Genomic DNA, 17872 nt, shown 5'->3' on the forward strand with positions numbered 1-17872 from the left:
ATGACCCTGCGCCCCACCCTGCTTCTCATGCTGTGCCTGCCGCTGGCTGCGCTGACGCTGTCCGGCTGCGACCGCGAGGCCGCGCCGCCCGCCGATGCGCCGCGCGCGGTCAAGCTGGAAACCGTCGGCAGCGACGCCGCGCATGACAGCACCCGCTACCTCGCCCAGGTGCGCCAGCAACAACGCGCCGATCTCGGCTTCGAAGGCGGCGGCCGCATCGCCACCATCGCCGTGGACGTGGGCGACCGCGTGCACGCCGGCCAGGTGCTCGCGCGCCTGGATCCGGAGCCGAACCGCCTGCGCCTGCAGCAGGCCGAGGCCGGCGTCGGCATCGCCGCGGCCGACCTGCAGCAGCAACAGACCCAGCTCGCCCAGCAGCAGGCCATGTTCGACGACGGCGCCGCCTCCGCCGCGACCCTGACCGCCGCCAAGAGCGCCTTCGCCGCGGCGCAGGCGCGGGTCCGCAGCGCACAGTCGGACCTGGCGCTGGCGCGCCGCGCGGTGCGCCAGTCGGAACTGCGTGCGCCGTTCGACGGCAGTGTGGTGGCGCGGCTGCAACAGCCCGACACCTTGGTCAGCGCCGGCCAGCCGGTGGTGCAACTGGACGGCGCGGATCGCGCGCAGGTGCTGGCGACGCTGCCGGCCGATCGCGCGGCCGCGCTGCAACCCGGCCAGCGCGTCCTCGCCTACCGCAGCAGCGCGCCGCAGCAGGGATTGCCGCTGCGCCTGCGCAGCGTGTCCGAACGCGTGGACGGCGGCGCCACCGTGCAGGCGCTGTTCGACAGCACCGGCACCGATGCCGCGCAGCCGCGCAGCGGTGAATCGCTGCTGCTGGCCCTGCCCGACAGCGCCGCCAATCAGGCGCCGAGCGTGCCGTTGAGCGCGCTGATCCCGAGCATGGCCGATGGCCAGACCATGGTGTTCGTGTACCGCCAGGACAACGGCAGCGTGCGCCGCCGCCAGGTCGTCGCTGGGCACGCCGATGACGGCCGCGTGCAGATCCTGCGCGGCCTTGCCGCGGGCGAACGCATCGTCGCCGCCGGCGCCGCCTTCCTCCACGACGGCCAGCACGTCGTGCCGTTCCGTCCCACCACCCGCCTCGGCACCACCTCGCCATGAACCTGACCCGCGCCACCCTGCAGTCCAGCCGCCTGGCGCTGTTCAGCGCCGCCCTGATCCTGATCGGCGGCATCGTCACCTTCCTCGGCTTTCCGTCGCAGGAAGAACCCAGCGTGACCGTGCGCGATGCGATCGTGCAGGTCGGGTTCCCCGGCATGCCCAGCGAACGCGTGGAAAACCTGCTCGCGCGCCCGCTGGAAGAACGGCTGCGCGAGGTCAGCGGTCTGAAGAAGATCGTCACCACCATCCATCCCGGCAGCGCCATCGTGCAGGTCACCGCGCAGGACAGCGTCAAGGACCTGCCGGCACTGTGGCAGCGTGTGCGCAGTAAGGCCGCCGAAGCCGGCGCCGAGCTGCCCGCGGGCACACAGGGGCCGCTGGTGGACGACGACTTCGGCCGCGTCGCCATCGCCTCGATCGCGGTCACCGCACCCGGCTTCAACACCGCCGAGATGCTCGGGCCGCTGCGGCAGATGCGCGCGCAACTGTACACCGTGCCGGGCGTCGAGCGGGTCACCTTCCACGGTCTGCAGGACGAGCGCGTCTATGTCGCCTTCGACCGCACCAAACTGGGCGAGGCTGGTCTCACCCCGGCCACGGTCGCGCAGCAACTGCGCGCGCAGAACGTGGTCGCCGGCGGCGGCCTGGTCGCCGCGTCGGGCATGGCGATGACCGTGACCACCTCCGGCGAAGTGCGCGACCTGGACGACTTGCGCAATACCCCGATCGCGACGCAGGGCGCCGACGGCCCGCGGCAGATTCCGCTGGCGCAACTGGCGCGGATCGAGCTGATGCCGGTGGATCCGCCGGAGGCCGGCGCCATCTACCAGGGCCAGCCGGCGGTGGTGGTGGCGGTGTCGATGGCCCCGGGCAACAACGTCGCCGAGGTCGGCAAGGCGCTGCGGCGCACCCTGGGCGAGACCGCCAAGGCGCTGCCGGTGGGCTTCGCGCAGCACGTGGTCACCTTCCAGGCCGACGTGGTCGAGCGCGAGATGGGCAAGATGCACCACGTCATGGGCGAGACCATCGTCATCGTGATGGCGGTGGTGATGCTGTTCCTCGGCTGGCGCACCGGCCTGATCGTCGGCGCGATCGTGCCGCTGACCATCCTCGGCGCGCTGATCGCGATGCGGGCGCTGAACGTGGAACTGCAGACCGTGTCCATCGCCGCGATCATCCTGGCGCTGGGCCTGCTGGTGGACAACGGCATCGTCATCGCCGAGGACATCGAGCGGCGCCTTGCCGCCGGCGAGGAACGCCGCGCCGCCTGCGAGGCCGCCGGCCGCAGCCTGGCGATCCCGCTGCTGACCTCCTCGCTGGTGATCGTGCTGGCGTTCTCGCCGTTCTTCTTCGGCCAGACCAGCACCAACGAATACATGCGCTCGCTGGCGATCGTGCTGGCGGTGACCCTGCTCGGCTCGTGGCTGCTCAGCATCACCATCACCCCGCTGCTATGCATGTACTTCGCCCGCGCGCATGCCGCGCCTGCGGACGGCCATGATGATACCTATACGTCCAAACCGTATCGCCTATACCGGCGCGCGATCGAGGCGCTGCTGGCGCACAAGGCGCTGTTCCTGGGCAGCATGCTGGCGCTCCTTGCGCTGGCGGTGACGGTGCTGGTCTCGGTGCCGTACAGCTTCCTGCCCAAGTCCGACCGCCTGCAGTTCCAGATGCCGGTAACCCTGCAACCGGGCAGCGATGCGCGCGAGACCCTGCGCACCGTGCAGTCGATCAGCCAGTGGCTGGCCGACCGCCGGCAGAACCCGCAGATCGTCGACAGCATCGGCTACGTCGCCGACGGCGGCCCGCGCATCGTGCTCGGGCTGAACCCGCCGCTGCCGGCGGCCAACATCGCCTACTTCACCGTCAGCGTGCGGCCGGGCAGCGACATCGACGCGCTGATCGCCAAGGTGCGCACCCACCTGCGCCAGGCCTACCCGGCGGTGCGCGCCGAGCCCAAGCGCTTTTCGCTGGGCTCGACCGAATCCGGCGTGGCGATCTACCGGGTGATCGGCCCGGACGAGGCGCAACTGCGCCGCCTCGCCGCGGGCATCGCCGACACCTTGCGCGCCCTGCCCGGCACGCTCGACGTCAGCGACGACTGGGACAGCCGCATTCCGCGCTACGTGGTGCAGGTGGACCAGGCCAAGGCACGCCGCGCCGGCGTCGCCAGCGAGGACATCGCCCAGGCGCTGCAGCTGCGCTACGGCGGCGTGGACGCCTCGGTGATCCACGACGATGGCACTAACGTGCCGATCGTGCTGCGCGGCGACGGCGCCCAGGATGCGCGCGGCGGCAATCCCGGCAACACGCCGATCTACCCGTCCTCCGGCGCCGCGCCGCTGCCGCTGGCGGCGATCGCCGACATCCAGCTGCGTTCGGAACCCTCGACAATCCAGCGCCGCAACCTGAGCCGCGCCATCACCATCACCGGCCGCAACCCGGACCTGACCACTGACCAGGTGGTGGACGCACTGGCCGACAAGGTCGCGGCACTGCGCCTGCCGCCGGGTTACCGCATCGAGATGGGCGGCGAACTGGAGGACGCCGCCGAAGCCAACCAGGCGCTGCTGCAGTACATGCCGCATGCGCTGGGCGCGATCCTGCTGCTGTTCGTGTGGCAGTTCAATTCGTTCCGCAAGCTGTTCATCGTGGTCGCCAGCATTCCGTTCGTGCTGATCGGCGCCACCCTCGCCCTGCTGGTCACCGGCTATCCGTTCGGCTTCATGGCCACCTTCGGGCTGCTCGCGCTGGCCGGCATCATCGTCAACAACGCGGTGCTGCTGCTGGAGCGGATCGAGGCCGAACTGGCCGATGGCCTGCCCCGGCACGAGGCGGTGATCGCCGCGGCGGTCAAGCGCCTGCGCCCGATCGTGATGACCAAGCTGACCTGCATCGTCGGCCTGATCCCGCTGATGCTGTTCGCCGGCCCGCTGTGGACCGGCATGGCCATCACCATGATCGGCGGCCTGGCCCTGGGCACGCTGGTGACCCTGGGCGTGATCCCCGTGCTGTACGACCTGCTGTTCGCGCGCCGTGCCGGCATGCCGGCGAAGGCCGCGGCATGAGGCGGCAGCGCTGGCACCGCGGAATCTCGACTTGCGCGATGCTGGGGCTGGCACTGTGTGCGGGCGGTTGCGCCAGTGTCACCGTGCAGCGCGTGGATGCGGCGCGCTACATCCAGGCCAAGCGCGGCGACGCGCTGAGCGCCGCGCGCCCCAGCGACGCCGCCCTGCAAACGCTGAACGTCGCCGGGCTCGACGTGGCAAGCTGCACGGCAAAGGTGCCGCCCTGCATCGACCAGTTGCTCGGCAATGCCGACCTGGACCAGGAACGCGTCCTGGCAACGGCAGCGGAACTATCGCTCCTGGCCGCGCAGCGTGCCGCCAGACAACGACCGGACAGCGACGCCACGCTGGCGGCCTGGCTGCAGACCGCGCGCTACGCCTACGCCTACCTGTTCTTCAGCGGACGCACGCCCAGCGAACGCGCCTTCGAGGAACGCCAGACCCAAGTGCGCGACTACTACAACTACGCCGTGCAGCAGGCTGTGACCGCGTTGTTCGCACGCTACCGACAGCATCCGCCCGCCACGCACGACGCCGACGCGCAGATCGCCGCCCTGCCCCACTGGACGGTGACGCTGGATGCCAGCGTGGGCAGCCCACAGGACATGCCGATGCCCGAGGCGATGCTCGTGGCCAGCGACCTGCGCTTCGACGGATTGCGCAGCGTGTATCGGCGCGACGGCTTCGGCGCGGAAATGGTCGCGGTCCTGCCGCAGCCGGCGGGCGCCACGCGCGACGCCGATGCCGCGCCCGCCTACAGCGACATGCCCACGCCCAACCTCACGGTGTTGCTGCGCTTCGACGGCCGCAGCCTCAAGGAGGTGCTGGCCAGCCACACTGCGCACGTGGAGGTCCACGACCCCTCGGTCAGCGAGCGGGTGGCGATGGGCGGTGTCGACGTGCCGCTGGCGGCCAACTTCAGCGCCGGCTATGGCGTGTGGATGGCGCGCGCCGGCTTCGCCGCGCAATCGCTGCGTACCCTGCTCGGCCTGGGGCACGGCATCGACCGGCCGCATGTGTTCCTGACCCAGCCCTACGATCCGAACCGGCGCGTGCTGGTGCTGCTGCACGGGCTGGCCAGCAGCCCGGAGGCCTGGGTGAACCTGGCCAACGACCTGCTCGGCGATCCGCAGGTCCGCGCGCGCTACCAGATCTGGCTGGTGTACTACCCGACCAACCTGCCGATCCCCTACACCCACCTGCAGGTTCGCATGGCGCTGCAGCAGACACTGGATCAGCTCGATCCGCAACGCCGCAGCGTGTCCGCACACGACATGGTGCTGATCGGACACAGCATGGGCGGCGTGCTGGCGCGCTTGATGATGTCTTCCAGCGGCGGCGAGCGCCTGTGGCGAACCTTGTTCGACGAAACGAAGCTGGATCCGCAGGCACGTCAGGCGCTGCAGGACAGGCTCGGACAGATGCTGCATTTCGCGCCGATGCCGGAAGTGTCGGAGGCGATCTTCCTGGCCACGCCGCAGCGCGGCACGCCCGAGGCCGCTGGCACCGTCGGCGAACTGGCGCGCGCCGTGATCGGCCTGCCCCGGCGCGTCCTCGATCAGTTCAAGGACATCGCCGGCAAGGACAGGCTCGGCGCACTGCCCAACAGCATCGACAGCCTCAGCGACCGCGATCCCTTCATCCTCGCCGCGGCGCAGTTGCCGATCTCGCCGCAGGTGACCTACCACTCCATCATCGGGCAGGAGGATCCGCGCGTGCCGCTGGCGCAGTCCAGCGACGGCATCGTGCCGTACTGGAGTGCCCACCTGCCCGGCGCCGCCTCGGAAACGGTGATCGTCTCCGGGCACAGCGTGCAACGCACGCCGCAGGCGATCCTGCAGATCCGCCGGCTGCTGCACTGAACGGGCGTCAGCCCCTCTCCCCTCGGGGGAGGGGTTGCGGTGAGGGTACGGAGCGCAGCGACGCGCGGTCGGAATGCAAATGACGTATGTGCTGACGGCTGGAATGCTATGCGCGGCCGTACCCTCATCCGCCCCTGCGGGGCACCTTCTCCCGAAGGGAGAAGGGAGAAGCAAAGCCCCTTTCCCCTCGGGAGAGGGGTTGGGGTGAGGGTACGGGCGCAGCCACGCACACCATGGATGCAAGCAGGCACTCAGAAGAAAGCCATTGTTCGAAGATGCAAGCAATCCACCGCTTGAAGCACACGCCCTGCGGCGCTCTTCCGTTCACCGCCCACGCCCACAACACCCATAAAAAAACACCCGGCAATGCCGGGTGTTTTCGAAAAATGGCGTCCCCACGGGGATTCGAACCCCGGTCGCCACCGTGAAAGGGTGATGTCCTAGGCCTCTAGACGATGGGGACGCGGATAACGATGTTGCTTTGCGGACGGCCTATGTCCGAAAAGTTGGTGGAGCCAGCCGGGATCGAACCGGCGACCTCTTGCATGCCATGCAAGCGCTCTCCCAGCTGAGCTATGGCCCCACGTGTACTGGCAGAAGCGGAATCATACCCGACTTTCTTCCGATGTACAAACCCCGCACTCAACATGTTCGGCAGAGCCGAACCCGGATGCGCGCGAGGAATTCCTGCGAAAATGGCGTCCCCACGGGGATTCGAACCCCGGTCGCCACCGTGAAAGGGTGATGTCCTAGGCCTCTAGACGATGGGGACGCTGTGTAACGGTGTCGCCTTTGCGGACGGCCTATGTCCGAAAAGTTGGTGGAGCCAGCCGGGATCGAACCGGCGACCTCTTGCATGCCATGCAAGCGCTCTCCCAGCTGAGCTATGGCCCCACGTGCTGCGAGGAGCGGAATATTAACGATCGTGATCGGCACACGCAAGCGTTTTTTTGCGGAACGTTTGCGACATCGCAAAGGCCATCGCCACGCCCTCTGGAATCGACTCGCGCCCCTGCTTTGCGCAGGGCGCACGGCTCACGCCAAGCCATTGCTGCGAGCTGCGTCTGGCGCGGTGCGTAGCGCAGAATCGCGCTGCGCCCGCGTCGCCACCGGTCGCCCGCGATTGCCGATATCGGCACAACGCAAAGGGCGTGCGTGGCAAGCGCGCGGCAAGGGGGTTGCAACGGCGCACCACACATATAGGACGCACCGCAGGTGCAGAGAGCGGCTCACACCACCACAGCCTCCGCTATGTCCTCACCTGCCCGGCCCCGACAACCGCAAGAACGGATCGCTAGCGGCGCGGGCGAACAGTCGGCTATACTCCGCGGCCGCGCCGAAGTGGCGGAATCGGTAGACGCAGCGGACTCAAAATCCGCCGCCCTTAAAAGCGTGTGGGTTCGAGTCCCACCTTCGGCACCAGGACTGACGGCAGCTTCGGCTGCCGTTTGTTTTTTGCGCGATCACCACAGCGCATTGACGGCGATCACAGGTAAACGCTTCATTTTCCTGTCGTCGTTTGTCTAGGCGGCGGCCGTGACGGTCCCGTTATACTTTCCGTTCCCAAACCTTAACGAGCAAGCGATGTCGGCATTGCGGGGCCTGCGTATCCTGGTGGTCGAGAACGACGAGATGAACGCCACGCTGCTCGAGCTGCAGCTTGCCCAGGCCGGTGCCGAGGTGGTTGGCGTCGCCGCCTCCGTGCAGCAGGCCCTTGCCCTGCTCGACAGCGAACGCCCGGACCGGGCCGTGCTCGACTTCCGCCTCTCCGCCGGCGAAACCAGCGAGCCGGTGGCGCGGGCGCTCAGCGAACGCGGCACTCCCTTCGTGCTCGCCACCGGGGTGGCCGCCGACGCCCTGCCTCCCGCCTTTACCGCCGGCGTGGTGCTCACCAAGCCCTACCTGTCCGAGCAGCTGATCAAGGCATTGCAGGACGCTCACGCCAAGACGACCGCAGGCCCCTGAGAATCCTCGGCAGTAAGCCCGCCGCCTGGCGGGGACGATTCGAGGGACTCAGCCATCAACGCCCAGGACTGTTCGCCGCCTCCTGTCCGGTTTCCCGCCGGCAGCGTCACGGGCGCCTTGCTGCGCGCCATCGATTGGCATGAGCACGAAATGGGCCCGATGGAGCAGTGGCCACGGAGCCTGCTCACCGCGCTGTCGATCTGCCTGAACTCGCGGTTCCCGATGGCGGTGCGTTGGGGCGAGCGCCAGTTCAACCTCTACAACGACGCCTACGTGCCGATCCTCGGGCTGCGGCATCCGCAGGGCTTCGCCCGGCCGATGGAAGAGGTGTGGCCGGACGTGTGGCCGGAGGTCCGGGCGCAGGCAGACCAGGTGATGGCGAGCGGCGAATCGACCTGGAACGAACATATCCCGCTGAAGATGATGCGCAACGGCTACAGCGAGCAGGTGTACTTCACCTTCTCCTACAGCCCGCTGTTCGACGACGAGGGCCGCATCGCCGGCGTGCTGTGCGTGTGCACCGAGGACACCGCACGGATCACCCTGGCCCGCGAACGCGACACGCTGCTGAGGGCGCTGGACGCGCAACGCGCGCAGATGGCCGACGCGTTCGAGCAGTCGCCGGCGGCGCTGGCGATCCTGCGCGGCCCGGACTACGTGATCGAGACCGTCAACCGGCGCTACCAGCAATTGATCGGACCACGCGACGTGGTCGGCCGGCCACTGACCGAGGCCATTCCCGAAATCCAGCAGCAGGGCGTCATCGGCCTGCTCGACAACGTCCGCACCAGCGGCCAGGCGTTCATCGACGAGTCGATGACCTTCCACCTGTGCCGCAGCCCGCACGAAGCGACCTCGGAAACCACGCTGGAATGCGTGTACCAGCCGATGCACGACGCCGAGGGCCGGGTCAGCGGGATCCTGGTGCACGGCATCGACCGCACCGAGCAGGCGCGCGCGCAGGCGCACGACAGCTTCCTGCTGATGCTCGAGGACACCCTGCAGAACCTGCACAGCACCGAAGCCATCTGCGAGACCGGTGCCGCCCTGCTCGGCCAGCACCTGGGCGCCAACCGCTGCGCCTACGCGATCGTCGAGGCCGATGAGGACGTGTTCGACGTGCGCGCCGACTATGTCGACGGCGCCTCGCACCTGACCGGGCGCTCGCGCTTCAGCGACTTCGGCAGCGACCTGCTGGAGTGCATGCGCGAAAACCGCCCATGGGTGGTACAGGACACCGAGACTCACCAGCCGCCGATGCGCCTGGACGATCCCAACTACCGCCGGCTGGGCATGCGCGCGGTGCTCACCGCGCCGCTGCACAAGGCCGGCCGCCTGGTCGCGGCGATCGGCGTGCACCAGACCCATCCGCGGGTGTGGACCTCGGCCGAGATCGAGTTGGTGCGGCTGGTCGCAGCGCGCTGCTGGGAGTCGATGGAGCGCGCGAGCGCGCAAAGTGAACTGGCCAGCAGTGCCGCACGCCTGAGCGAGCTGGCCGATGCGATGCCGCAGATCGTGTTCACCTCCACGTCGGATGGGCATGTCGACTACTTCAACCGGCGCTGGTACGAGTACACCGGGCTGCCGGTCGGCGAGGCCGGCTACGACAGCTGGCGCAAGGTGCACACCGACGAAGGCCTGGCGCGGGTGATGGAGGTGTGGCCGGAGGCGCTGCGCAGCGGCAAACCGTACGAGATCGAGTATCCGCTGCGTCGCCACGATGGCGAGTACCGCTGGCATCTCGGCCGCGCCTTGCCGATCCGCGACGACAGCGGCCGCATCGTGCGCTGGATCGGCACCAACACCGACATCCACGACCGCCGCCTGGTCGAGCAACGCCTGCAGGAAAGCGAACTGCGCTTCCGTCAGCTGTGCGACAACGCGCCGGTCATGATCTGGATGTCCAATGCCGATGGCGACTGCGAATACATCAGCCGCCAGTGGTATCTGTTCACTGGGCAAAGCGAGCAGGAAGCGCTGGGCAGCGGCTGGCAGGAAATGATCCATGCCGACGACCTGGCCACGGTGGGCCGTACCCTGGCGCGCGCCTGCGCGGATCGTCGCGCCTACACCGTGGAGTACCGCCTGCGCCGCCACGACGGGGAATACCGCTGGTGCGTGGACACCGCCACACCGCGCTTCAGCTCGTCGGGCCAGTTCCTCGGCTTCATCGGCTCGCTGCTGGACATCGCCGAGCGCAAACGCATCGAGAACGCCACCGCCGCCGAGCGTGCGGCGCTGGAGATGATCACCACCGGCAAGCCCCTGAACGCCGTGCTGGAGGCGATCGCGCGCGGCATCGAGTCGCAGAGCGACGTCGGCCTGCGCTGCACCATCATGCTGGTCGACGAGCACCGCCAGTGCCTGCTGGAAGGGGCCGCGCCAAGCATGCCGCAAGGCTTCCGCAAGGCCGTGCAGCGCTTGCCGATCGGTCCCAACACCGGTTGCTGCGGACGCGCCGCCTACCTGCGCCGGCAAGTGCTGTGCAGCGACGTGCGGGTCAATCCGCATTGGCAGGACTATCTGGCCGTGGCCATGGAAGCGGACATCATCGCCTGCTGCTCGACGCCGATCCTGGCCAGCGACGGCGAAGTGCTGGGCGTGGTCGCGCTGTACCACCCGTTCGTGCACTACCCCAACCCGCACGAACAGGACCTGGCGCGCTCGGCCTCGCACCTGGCCGGCATCATCATCGAGCGCCGCGGTACCGACCTGCGCCTGCAGCAGCTGCTCGCCGCAGAGCAGAGCGCGCGCAGCGAGGCCGAGCGCGCCAGCCGCATGAAGGACGAATTCCTGGCCACGCTCAGCCACGAACTGCGCACGCCGCTCAACGCGATCCTGGGCTGGTCGCGGCTGATGCAGGACGAGGCGGTACGCGAGAAGGATCTGGGCAAGGGTCTGGAGGTGATCGAACGCAGCGCCCATTCGCAGGCGCAGATCATCGACGACCTGCTGGACATGAGTGCGATTCTCTCCGGCAAGGTGCACCTGGAGCCCAACGACCTGGACCTGCGCGGACTGCTCGGCGAGACCATCGATGCGGCCCGCCCCGGCGCGCAGAACAAGGGTGTCGACATCGTGCTGGTCGCCGACGAGGCCACCGCCCTGCCCTATCTGGGCGATCCGGTGCGGCTGCAGCAGGTACTGACCAATCTGATCGGCAACGCGATCAAGTTCACCCCCAGCGCCGGCACGGTCACGGTGACCCTGGACAGCACCAGCACCCATGTGCGCATCGCCGTCAGCGATACCGGCATCGGCATCGACCCGGCGTTCCTGCCGCATGTGTTCGACCGCTTCCGTCAGGCCGATGCGAGCAGCACGCGCAGCGCCGGCGGTCTCGGCCTGGGCCTGGCGATCGCCAAGCAACTGGCCGAACTGCATCAGGGACAGTTGTCGGTCAGCAGCGATGGCATCGGCCTCGGCGCGACCTTCACCCTGCTGCTGCCGCGCAACGACCTGCAGAGCCTTGACCCGATCCGCCGCGACGACGCGGCGCTGTCCGGCGGCGCGCTACGCCGCGGCGGCATTCGCCTGGACGGCGTGCGCGTGCTGGTGGTGGACGACGACATGGATTCGCGCGGCGTCACCCAGCGCTTCCTGCAGGAGGCCGGCGCCGTGGTCGAGACCGCGGTCTGCGCCGACGATGCCGAGGCGCTGCTGCGCGAGCGGCCGTATGCGCTGCTGGTCAGCGACGTCGGCATGCCGCGCCGCGACGGCCACAGCCTGATCCGCAGCGTCCGCAGCCGCGGTGCCGGTGCGGCCAGCCGCATCCCGGCCATTGCCCTGACCGCCTACGTGCGCAGCGAGGATCGTGCGCTGGCCCTGGAGGCCGGCTTCGATGCGCACCTGGGCAAGCCAGTGGATCCGGTCAAGCTGCTTGGGCTGGCCGCGTCGCTGGTGGCGCCACCACCGGCCACGCTCGCGCCGGACCAGAGCCCGCACGCCGAACCGGCCTGATCAGGCCGGTTCGGCGCATTGCGCGACCGCAGCGGGCGATCGCGACTGCAACGGCCGGCGCAGGCGCGCCGGCGCTCCTCCTCTTCTGGAACGTCAGCCGCGCTTGGCGCGGGCGAACGCGTCGGCCAGCGCGCTGTTGACCGGCGGCGCCGCCGCGGCCGGACGCGGCTTGGCGTTGCCGCCGCCCGGGTTGCCGCGCCCGTCGCGCTCGCGCCGCGGTGGGCCGCCGGCATTCCGCGCACCGCTGTCGCGGTCGGCGGGACGCGCCGGTGCCGGCGTGTCGTCCAGGCGCCGGGTCAGCGCGATGCGCTTGCGCGCCACGTCCACCTCCAGCACCTTGACCTTGACGATGTCGCCGGCCTTGACCACGTCGCGCGGATCCTTGACGTAGCTGTCCGAGAGCGCGGAGATGTGCACCAAGCCGTCCTGGTGCACGCCGATGTCGACAAACGCGCCGAAGGCGGCGACGTTGCTGACCACACCTTCCAGCACCATGCCCGGCTTGAGGTCCTTGATGTCCTCCACGCCGTCGGCGAAACGCGCGGCCTTGAACTCCGGGCGCGGATCGCGGCCCGGCTTTTCCAGTTCCTTGAGGATGTCGCGCACGGTCGGCAGGCCGAACTTCTCGTCGGTGAACTGGTCCGGCCTGAGGCCGCGCAGGAAGCCGCCGTCGCCGATCAGCGCCTTGATCGGCTTGCCGGTGGCGCCGACGATGCGCTCCACCACCGGGTAGGCTTCCGGATGCACTGCCGAGGCGTCCAGCGGCTCCTCGCCATCGGCGATGCGCAGGAAGCCGGCGCATTGTTCGAAGGTCTTGTCGCCCAGCCGCGGCACCTTGAGCAGGTCCTTGCGGCGCTTGAACGGGCCGTTGTCGTCGCGGTGGCGAACGATGTTCTCGGCCACACTCGACGACAGCCCGGACACGCGAGACAGCAGCGCCGCCGAGGCGGTGTTGACGTACACGCCGACCGCATTGACGCAGTCCTCCACCCGCGCATCCAGTGCCCGCGCCAGGCGGTACTGGTCGACGTCGTGCTGGTACTGGCCCACGCCGATCGCCTTGGGTTCGATCTTGACCAGTTCCGCCAGCGGATCCTGCAGGCGCCGTGCGATCGACACCGCACCACGCAGCGACACGTCGAGCTGCGGGAATTCCTTGGCGGCGAACTCGGAGGCCGAGTACACCGAGGCGCCGGCCTCGCTGACCACGATCTTCTCCAGCTTCAGCTGCGGGTTCTGCTTGATCAGGTCCGCGGCCAGCTTGTCGGTCTCGCGGCTGGCGGTGCCGTTGCCGATCGCGATCAGTTCCACGCCGTGCTGCGTGCACAGCTGCCGCAGCGTGTGCAGCGACTGGTCCCACTGCCGGCGCGGCTCGTGCGGGTAGATGGTGTCGGTGGCCAGCAGCTTGCCGGTGGCGTCGACCACGGCGATCTTGCAGCCGGTGCGGATGCCCGGGTCCAGGCCCAAGGTCACGCGCGGCCCGGCCGGCGCCGCCAGCATCAGGTCCTGCAGGTTGTCGCCGAACACCGCGATTGCCTCGGCCTCGGCCTTTTCGCGCGCCTGGTTGAACAGGTCCAGCAGCAGGTGCATGTGCAGCTTGGCGCGCCAGGTCATGCGGCAGGCATCCAGCAGCCAGCGATCGCCGGGGCGGCCCTGGTTGGCGATGCCCGCGCGCAGCGCGACGCGACCCTCGGCGTACTGGTGGCCGGCCTCCGCATCGGCGCCGGGATCCAGCTCCAGGTACACGATCTCCTCGCGCCGCGCGCGGAACAGCGCCAGCAGCCGGTGCGAGGGAATCTTGGCCAGCGCTTCGGCATGGTCGAAGTAGTCGCGGTACTTGGCGCCTTCATGCTCCTTGCCCTCGGCCACGCGCGCGCGGATGACCCCGACCTCGCCCAGCCAGCTGCGCAGTTCGCCGACCAGCGCGGCGTCCTCGCCCCAGCGTTCCATCAGGATCGCGCGCGCGCCTTCCAGCGCGGCCTTGACGTCGGCCACGCCCTTGTCGGCATCGACGAAGCCGGCGGCGAAGGTCTCCGGCACCAGCGTCGGATCGGCCAGCAGGCCGTCGGCCAGCGGCTCCAGCCCGGCCTCGCGGGCGATCTGCGCGCGCGTGCGGCGCTTGGGCTTGTATGGCAGGTACAGATCTTCCAGCCGCGACTTGGTATCGGCGGCGACGATCTCCGCGCGCAGCTCGTCGCTGAGCTTGCCCTGCTCGGCGATGCTGGCCAGCACCGCGGCACGGCGCTCTTCCAGTTCGCGCAGATAGGTCAGGCGCACTTCCAGGTTGCGCAACTGGGTGTCGTCCAGTCCGCCGGTCACTTCCTTGCGGTAGCGCGCGATGAACGGAACGCTGGCGCCCTCGTCGAGCAGGGCGATGGCGGCGCGCGCCTGCGCCGGCTGCGCGCCGATCTCGGCGGCGATGGTGTTGGCGATCTGCTGGGCGAGCTGAGTGTCGTGCATTGCGTCCGGCCGAAGCCGCCTTGCGGAAAACCCGCATTTTCGCAGTGCGCGCGCCGCCGGGAAACCCCGTTGACAGGCGCGCGCCGACCTGTCGGTCAGCTCACGCCGTTGGGACCGTCCAACACCATGCGCACCTTGCGGGTGAGTTCCTGGCGGTTGTACGGCTTGGCCAGCACCTCGAACTCGTTGCCGCCGGCATCGGTGCGCTCGATCGAGGACTCCGCATAGCCGGTGGTCAGCAGCACCTTGATCTTGGGCCGGCGCCGCCGCGCCTCGCGCGCCAGCATCACGCCGTTGAGGCCGCCCGGCATGATCAGGTCCGAATACAGCAGGTCCACGTGCACGCCGGTGTCGAGCAGTTCCAGCGCCTCGCGGGCGTTGTAGACGACATGCGTGGCATAGCCCTGGTCCTCCAGGAACAGCCGCGCCAGCTCGGCGATGTCCGGCCGGTCCTCGACGATCAGGATGGTCTCGTCGCCCTGGCGGTCGAACGGACGGCGCGTGCGCGAATCGCGCGGCGCCATGTTCTCGACGTTGTCGTCGATCGGGAAGTACAGGCGCACGGTGGTGCCGTGGCCATCCTCCGAATACAGGCGCACCGCGCCGCCGGACTGCTTGGCGAAGCCGTACACCATCGACAGGCCCAGGCCGGTGCCCTTGCCTTCTTCCTTGGTGGTGAAGAACGGATCCAGCACCCGCGTCAGCACCTCCGGCGGCATGCCGCTGCCGTTGTCGGTGATCGACACGCATACATAATGGCCGGGCAGCAGGTTGTCGTAGGTGGTGGGTTCGTCGGCGCGCACCGAGACGTTGCGGGTCTGGATCACCAGGCGCGGCGATGCCTGTTCGGCCATGGCATCGCGGGCATTGATCAGGATGTTCAGCAGCGCCACCTCGGCCTGGGTCGGGTCGATCCGGCAGTTGCGCAGGTCCGGCGCCAGTTCCAGCGAAAACGCGATGCCGTCGCCCAGCGTCCGCTCGGCCACATCGCTCATCCCGGCCACCAGGGTATTGAGGTTGAGCACGCGCCCTTCCAGTTTCTGCTTGCGCGCGAACGCCAGCAACTGCTGGGTCAGGCGCGCGGCCTGGCCGGCGGCATCGCGCGCGCGGTCAACGCTCTTGCGCAGCAGCAGCGGATTCAGCGGATCGCTCTCGACCGCATGCTCGATCAGTTCCAGGTACCCGGACATGACCTGCAGCAGGTTGTTGAAGTCGTGGGCGATACCGCCGGTAAGCTGGCCCAGCGCTTCCATCTTCTGCGCCTGGCGCAGCGCATCCTCGGCGTCGCGGCGACGGCTGACGTCCAGCTGCGAACCGAAGAAGTACACCAGCTCGCCGCGGTCGTCGTAGACCGGAGAGATGTACAGCGCGTTCCAGAAGCTTGAACCGTCCTTGCGGTAGTTGAGGATCTCCACCGCCACTTCGTCGCTCGAGGTGATCGCATCGCGGATGCTGCGCACCGTTTCCCGGTCGGTGTCCGGTCCCTGCAGGAAACGGCAGTTGTTGCCGATCAGCTCATCGCTGCCATACCCGGTCATCTCCAGGAACGCGCGATTGACGAAGATGATCGGGTTGTCCGGCTGCCGCGGATCGGTGACGATCATGGGCATGCGCGTGGTCTGCACGGCAGCGAAGAAAATATCGCTGCGCTGGTTGGACATGTCGGTGGGAGCGTCAGGGTCGACGGTGGTGTGCGGCGCCGGGCAGTTGCTGATTTCTGGTGCGGGCATGGTCGATGGCAGGTCGATGCGAACCGTCGCTGGCCCGGCTAGACGGGCGGCCACACCGGGGTTCGCACGCCGGCGTCAACGCGAATAATACCTGTGCAGGCGTTCTACCACGATATCGTCCTGCAGCGACTCCAGGGCCATGATCCGCACCTGCCGGTCGCTCAACGCCAGCACGCGCTCGACATAGATTTCCGGGCCTGCCTCGGTTTCCTTCATGGACTTGCGGAAACCGTAGGGCATCACGCCCTTCTCTCCGTCCTTGCTGCCACCGATATACAGAACGACCGACATGACGCTTTCTCTACAGGGAATTCGTGGAACTGGCGCGCACCATACACAGCGCCATGTGAGGGACTTCTGCACCGAGGTTAATCGCGGCTGTTTGCCCGAGCATGACGTCCGCCGCGGCTCACGCGGACTTAACCAGGCCTGCGCGTAAGTCGCACATCCTTTCTGCGCCGGGGCGTCATGGATCTCAAGAGCGGTTATCCCTTCTGGTCGGTCCGCAACGGCCTCATGCAGAGTTTCCCGCAGCTACGCGACGACGTGCGCTGCGATGTCGCCGTGGTCGGCGGCGGCATCACCGGCGCGCTGATCGCCGAAGAACTGAGTACGCACGGGCACGCGGTGACAGTGCTGGAGCAGCGCGACATCGGCTGGGGCAGCACCGCCGCCAGCACGGCACTGTTGCAGTACGAGATCGACACCCACCTGATCGACCTGGCCAAGCGCTATGGCGAACGGGCCGGCGCCCTCGCCTATGGCGCCTGCGCGCAGGCGTTGGAGCAATTGCGCGACCTGGTGCGGCCGCTGCGCGATGTCGACTTCGGCTGGAACGACAGCCTGTACTACGCCAGCAAGCGCCGGCACGTGCGGGTGCTACAGGAGGAGCTGGAGGTGCGTGCGCGGCACGGCCTGGACGTGGAATGGTTGGGCGCGCAGGCGCTGGACGCCAACTACGGCATCCAGGCGCACGGCGCGATCCTCAGTCACCAGGCCGCGCGAGTGGATCCGTACCGCCTTACCTATCGCCTGCTCGGCCGCGCGTTCCGGCGCGGGGTTGGCGTCTACGACCGCACCCGCATCGCACGGATCCAGGTCAATGGCCGAGGCGTGACCCTGCACACCGACCAGGGCGCGCAGGTGCGCGCCGGCCACGTGGTGATGGCCGCCGGCTACGCCAATCAGCATTGGCTGGACCAGCGCGTGGCGCGCAACCGCAGCAGCTACGCCTTCGTCAGCGACCCGCTGGAACCCTCCGTTCTCGGCCCGCTGCGCGACACCATGATCTGGGAAAGCGCGCGGCCGTACCTGTACCTGCGCAGCACCGGCAACGGCCGCGTCGTCGCCGGCGGCGAGGACGACAGCGTGGATGTGCCGGCGCGCCGCGACGCGCGCGTCGACAGCAAGGCGCGCACGCTGTCGCGCAAGATCGCCAAGGTAATGCCTGGGCTCAAGCTGCAGCCGACCTTCGCCTGGGCCGGCACCTTCGCCGAGACCGAGGACGGCCTGCCGTTCTTCGGCCCGCACCCGCAGCACGGCCCGCGCGTACAGTTCGCGATGGCCTACGGCGGCAACGGCATCACCTACAGCATGATCGGCGCCGGCCTGCTGCGCGCGCAGATCGAGCGGCATGCGCATCCGCTCAAGCGCCTGTTCGGCTTCTCCCGGCTCGACTGACCCGAGCCGCTACAAGCGCCACTGG

General features: G+C 68.8%; 9 protein-coding genes and 5 tRNA genes. 7 read left to right on the top strand and 7 right to left on the bottom strand.

The features are described from left to right. The 3 genes from FHR66_RS09110 to FHR66_RS09120 are packed head-to-tail and all read left to right on the top strand — an operon-like array spanning position 1 to position 6052. A complete protein-coding gene (locus FHR66_RS09110) occupies positions 1 to 1119 on the top strand; it encodes an efflux RND transporter periplasmic adaptor subunit (RefSeq protein WP_160968001.1) in 1119 nt (372 codons plus the stop codon). Continuing rightward, entirely contained in the window at positions 1116 to 4190 is a 3075-nt protein-coding gene (locus FHR66_RS09115) for an efflux RND transporter permease subunit (RefSeq protein ID WP_160967999.1), read from the top strand. The genes FHR66_RS09110 and FHR66_RS09115 overlap by 4 nt, the downstream gene beginning before the upstream one ends. Further along, complete coding sequence (locus FHR66_RS09120; protein ID WP_160967997.1) at positions 4187 to 6052, top strand: alpha/beta fold hydrolase; 1866 nt, start codon at positions 4187 to 4189, stop codon at positions 6050 to 6052. The genes FHR66_RS09115 and FHR66_RS09120 overlap by 4 nt, the downstream gene beginning before the upstream one ends. A 387-nt stretch (positions 6053 to 6439) precedes the next feature. Here the strand turns inward: FHR66_RS09120 and FHR66_RS09125 are convergent. The 4 genes from FHR66_RS09125 to FHR66_RS09140 all read right to left on the bottom strand — a co-directional run bounded on the left by FHR66_RS09125 (position 6440) and on the right by FHR66_RS09140 (position 6946). Beyond that, positions 6440 to 6515 (bottom strand) — tRNA-Glu (locus FHR66_RS09125). Positions 6516 to 6559: 44 nt separating this feature from the next. Beyond that, positions 6560 to 6635, bottom strand: a tRNA-Ala gene (locus FHR66_RS09130). A gap of 113 nt (positions 6636 to 6748) precedes the next feature. Then, positions 6749 to 6824: transfer RNA gene (locus FHR66_RS09135), tRNA-Glu, on the bottom strand. A gap of 46 nt (positions 6825 to 6870) precedes the next feature. Continuing rightward, positions 6871 to 6946, bottom strand: a tRNA-Ala gene (locus tag FHR66_RS09140). A 441-nt stretch (positions 6947 to 7387) separates the two neighbouring features. Here FHR66_RS09140 and FHR66_RS09145 point away from each other — a divergent pair. From FHR66_RS09145 to FHR66_RS09155, 3 genes are all read left to right on the top strand, one after another. Further along, positions 7388 to 7474 (top strand) — tRNA-Leu (locus FHR66_RS09145). A 162-nt stretch (positions 7475 to 7636) separates the two neighbouring features. Beyond that, positions 7637 to 8017, top strand: coding sequence for a response regulator (locus tag FHR66_RS09150; RefSeq protein WP_160967995.1), 381 nt, complete (start codon positions 7637 to 7639; stop codon positions 8015 to 8017). Between the two features lie 150 nt (positions 8018 to 8167). After that, a complete protein-coding gene (locus tag FHR66_RS09155; protein ID WP_237475352.1) occupies positions 8168 to 11977 on the top strand; it encodes a PAS domain-containing protein in 3810 nt (1269 codons plus the stop codon). A 93-nt stretch (positions 11978 to 12070) separates the two neighbouring features. Here the strand turns inward: FHR66_RS09155 and FHR66_RS09160 are convergent, their stop codons facing one another. The 3 genes from FHR66_RS09160 to FHR66_RS09170 all read right to left on the bottom strand — a co-directional run bounded on the left by FHR66_RS09160 (position 12071) and on the right by FHR66_RS09170 (position 16458). Next, positions 12071 to 14437, bottom strand: a complete 2367-nt coding sequence (locus FHR66_RS09160) for a Tex family protein (RefSeq protein ID WP_160967991.1) — start codon at positions 14435 to 14437, stop codon at positions 12071 to 12073. Positions 14438 to 14532: 95 nt separating this feature from the next. Next, positions 14533 to 16098: a hybrid sensor histidine kinase/response regulator gene (locus FHR66_RS09165; RefSeq protein ID WP_237475364.1), complete on the bottom strand. Its 1566-nt coding sequence runs from the start codon at positions 16096 to 16098 to the stop codon at positions 14533 to 14535. A gap of 144 nt (positions 16099 to 16242) precedes the next feature. Further along, positions 16243 to 16458, bottom strand: coding sequence for a hypothetical protein (locus tag FHR66_RS09170; RefSeq protein WP_010342968.1), 216 nt, complete (start codon positions 16456 to 16458; stop codon positions 16243 to 16245). Between the two features lie 177 nt (positions 16459 to 16635). On the opposite strand from FHR66_RS09170, the gene FHR66_RS09175 reads away from it, so the two are divergent. Continuing rightward, entirely contained in the window at positions 16636 to 17847 is a 1212-nt protein-coding gene (locus FHR66_RS09175) for an NAD(P)/FAD-dependent oxidoreductase (protein WP_160967987.1), read from the top strand. Positions 17848 to 17872: the final 25 nt, after the last annotated feature.

It is taken from the genome of Xanthomonas sp. F4 (genome assembly GCF_011761895.1).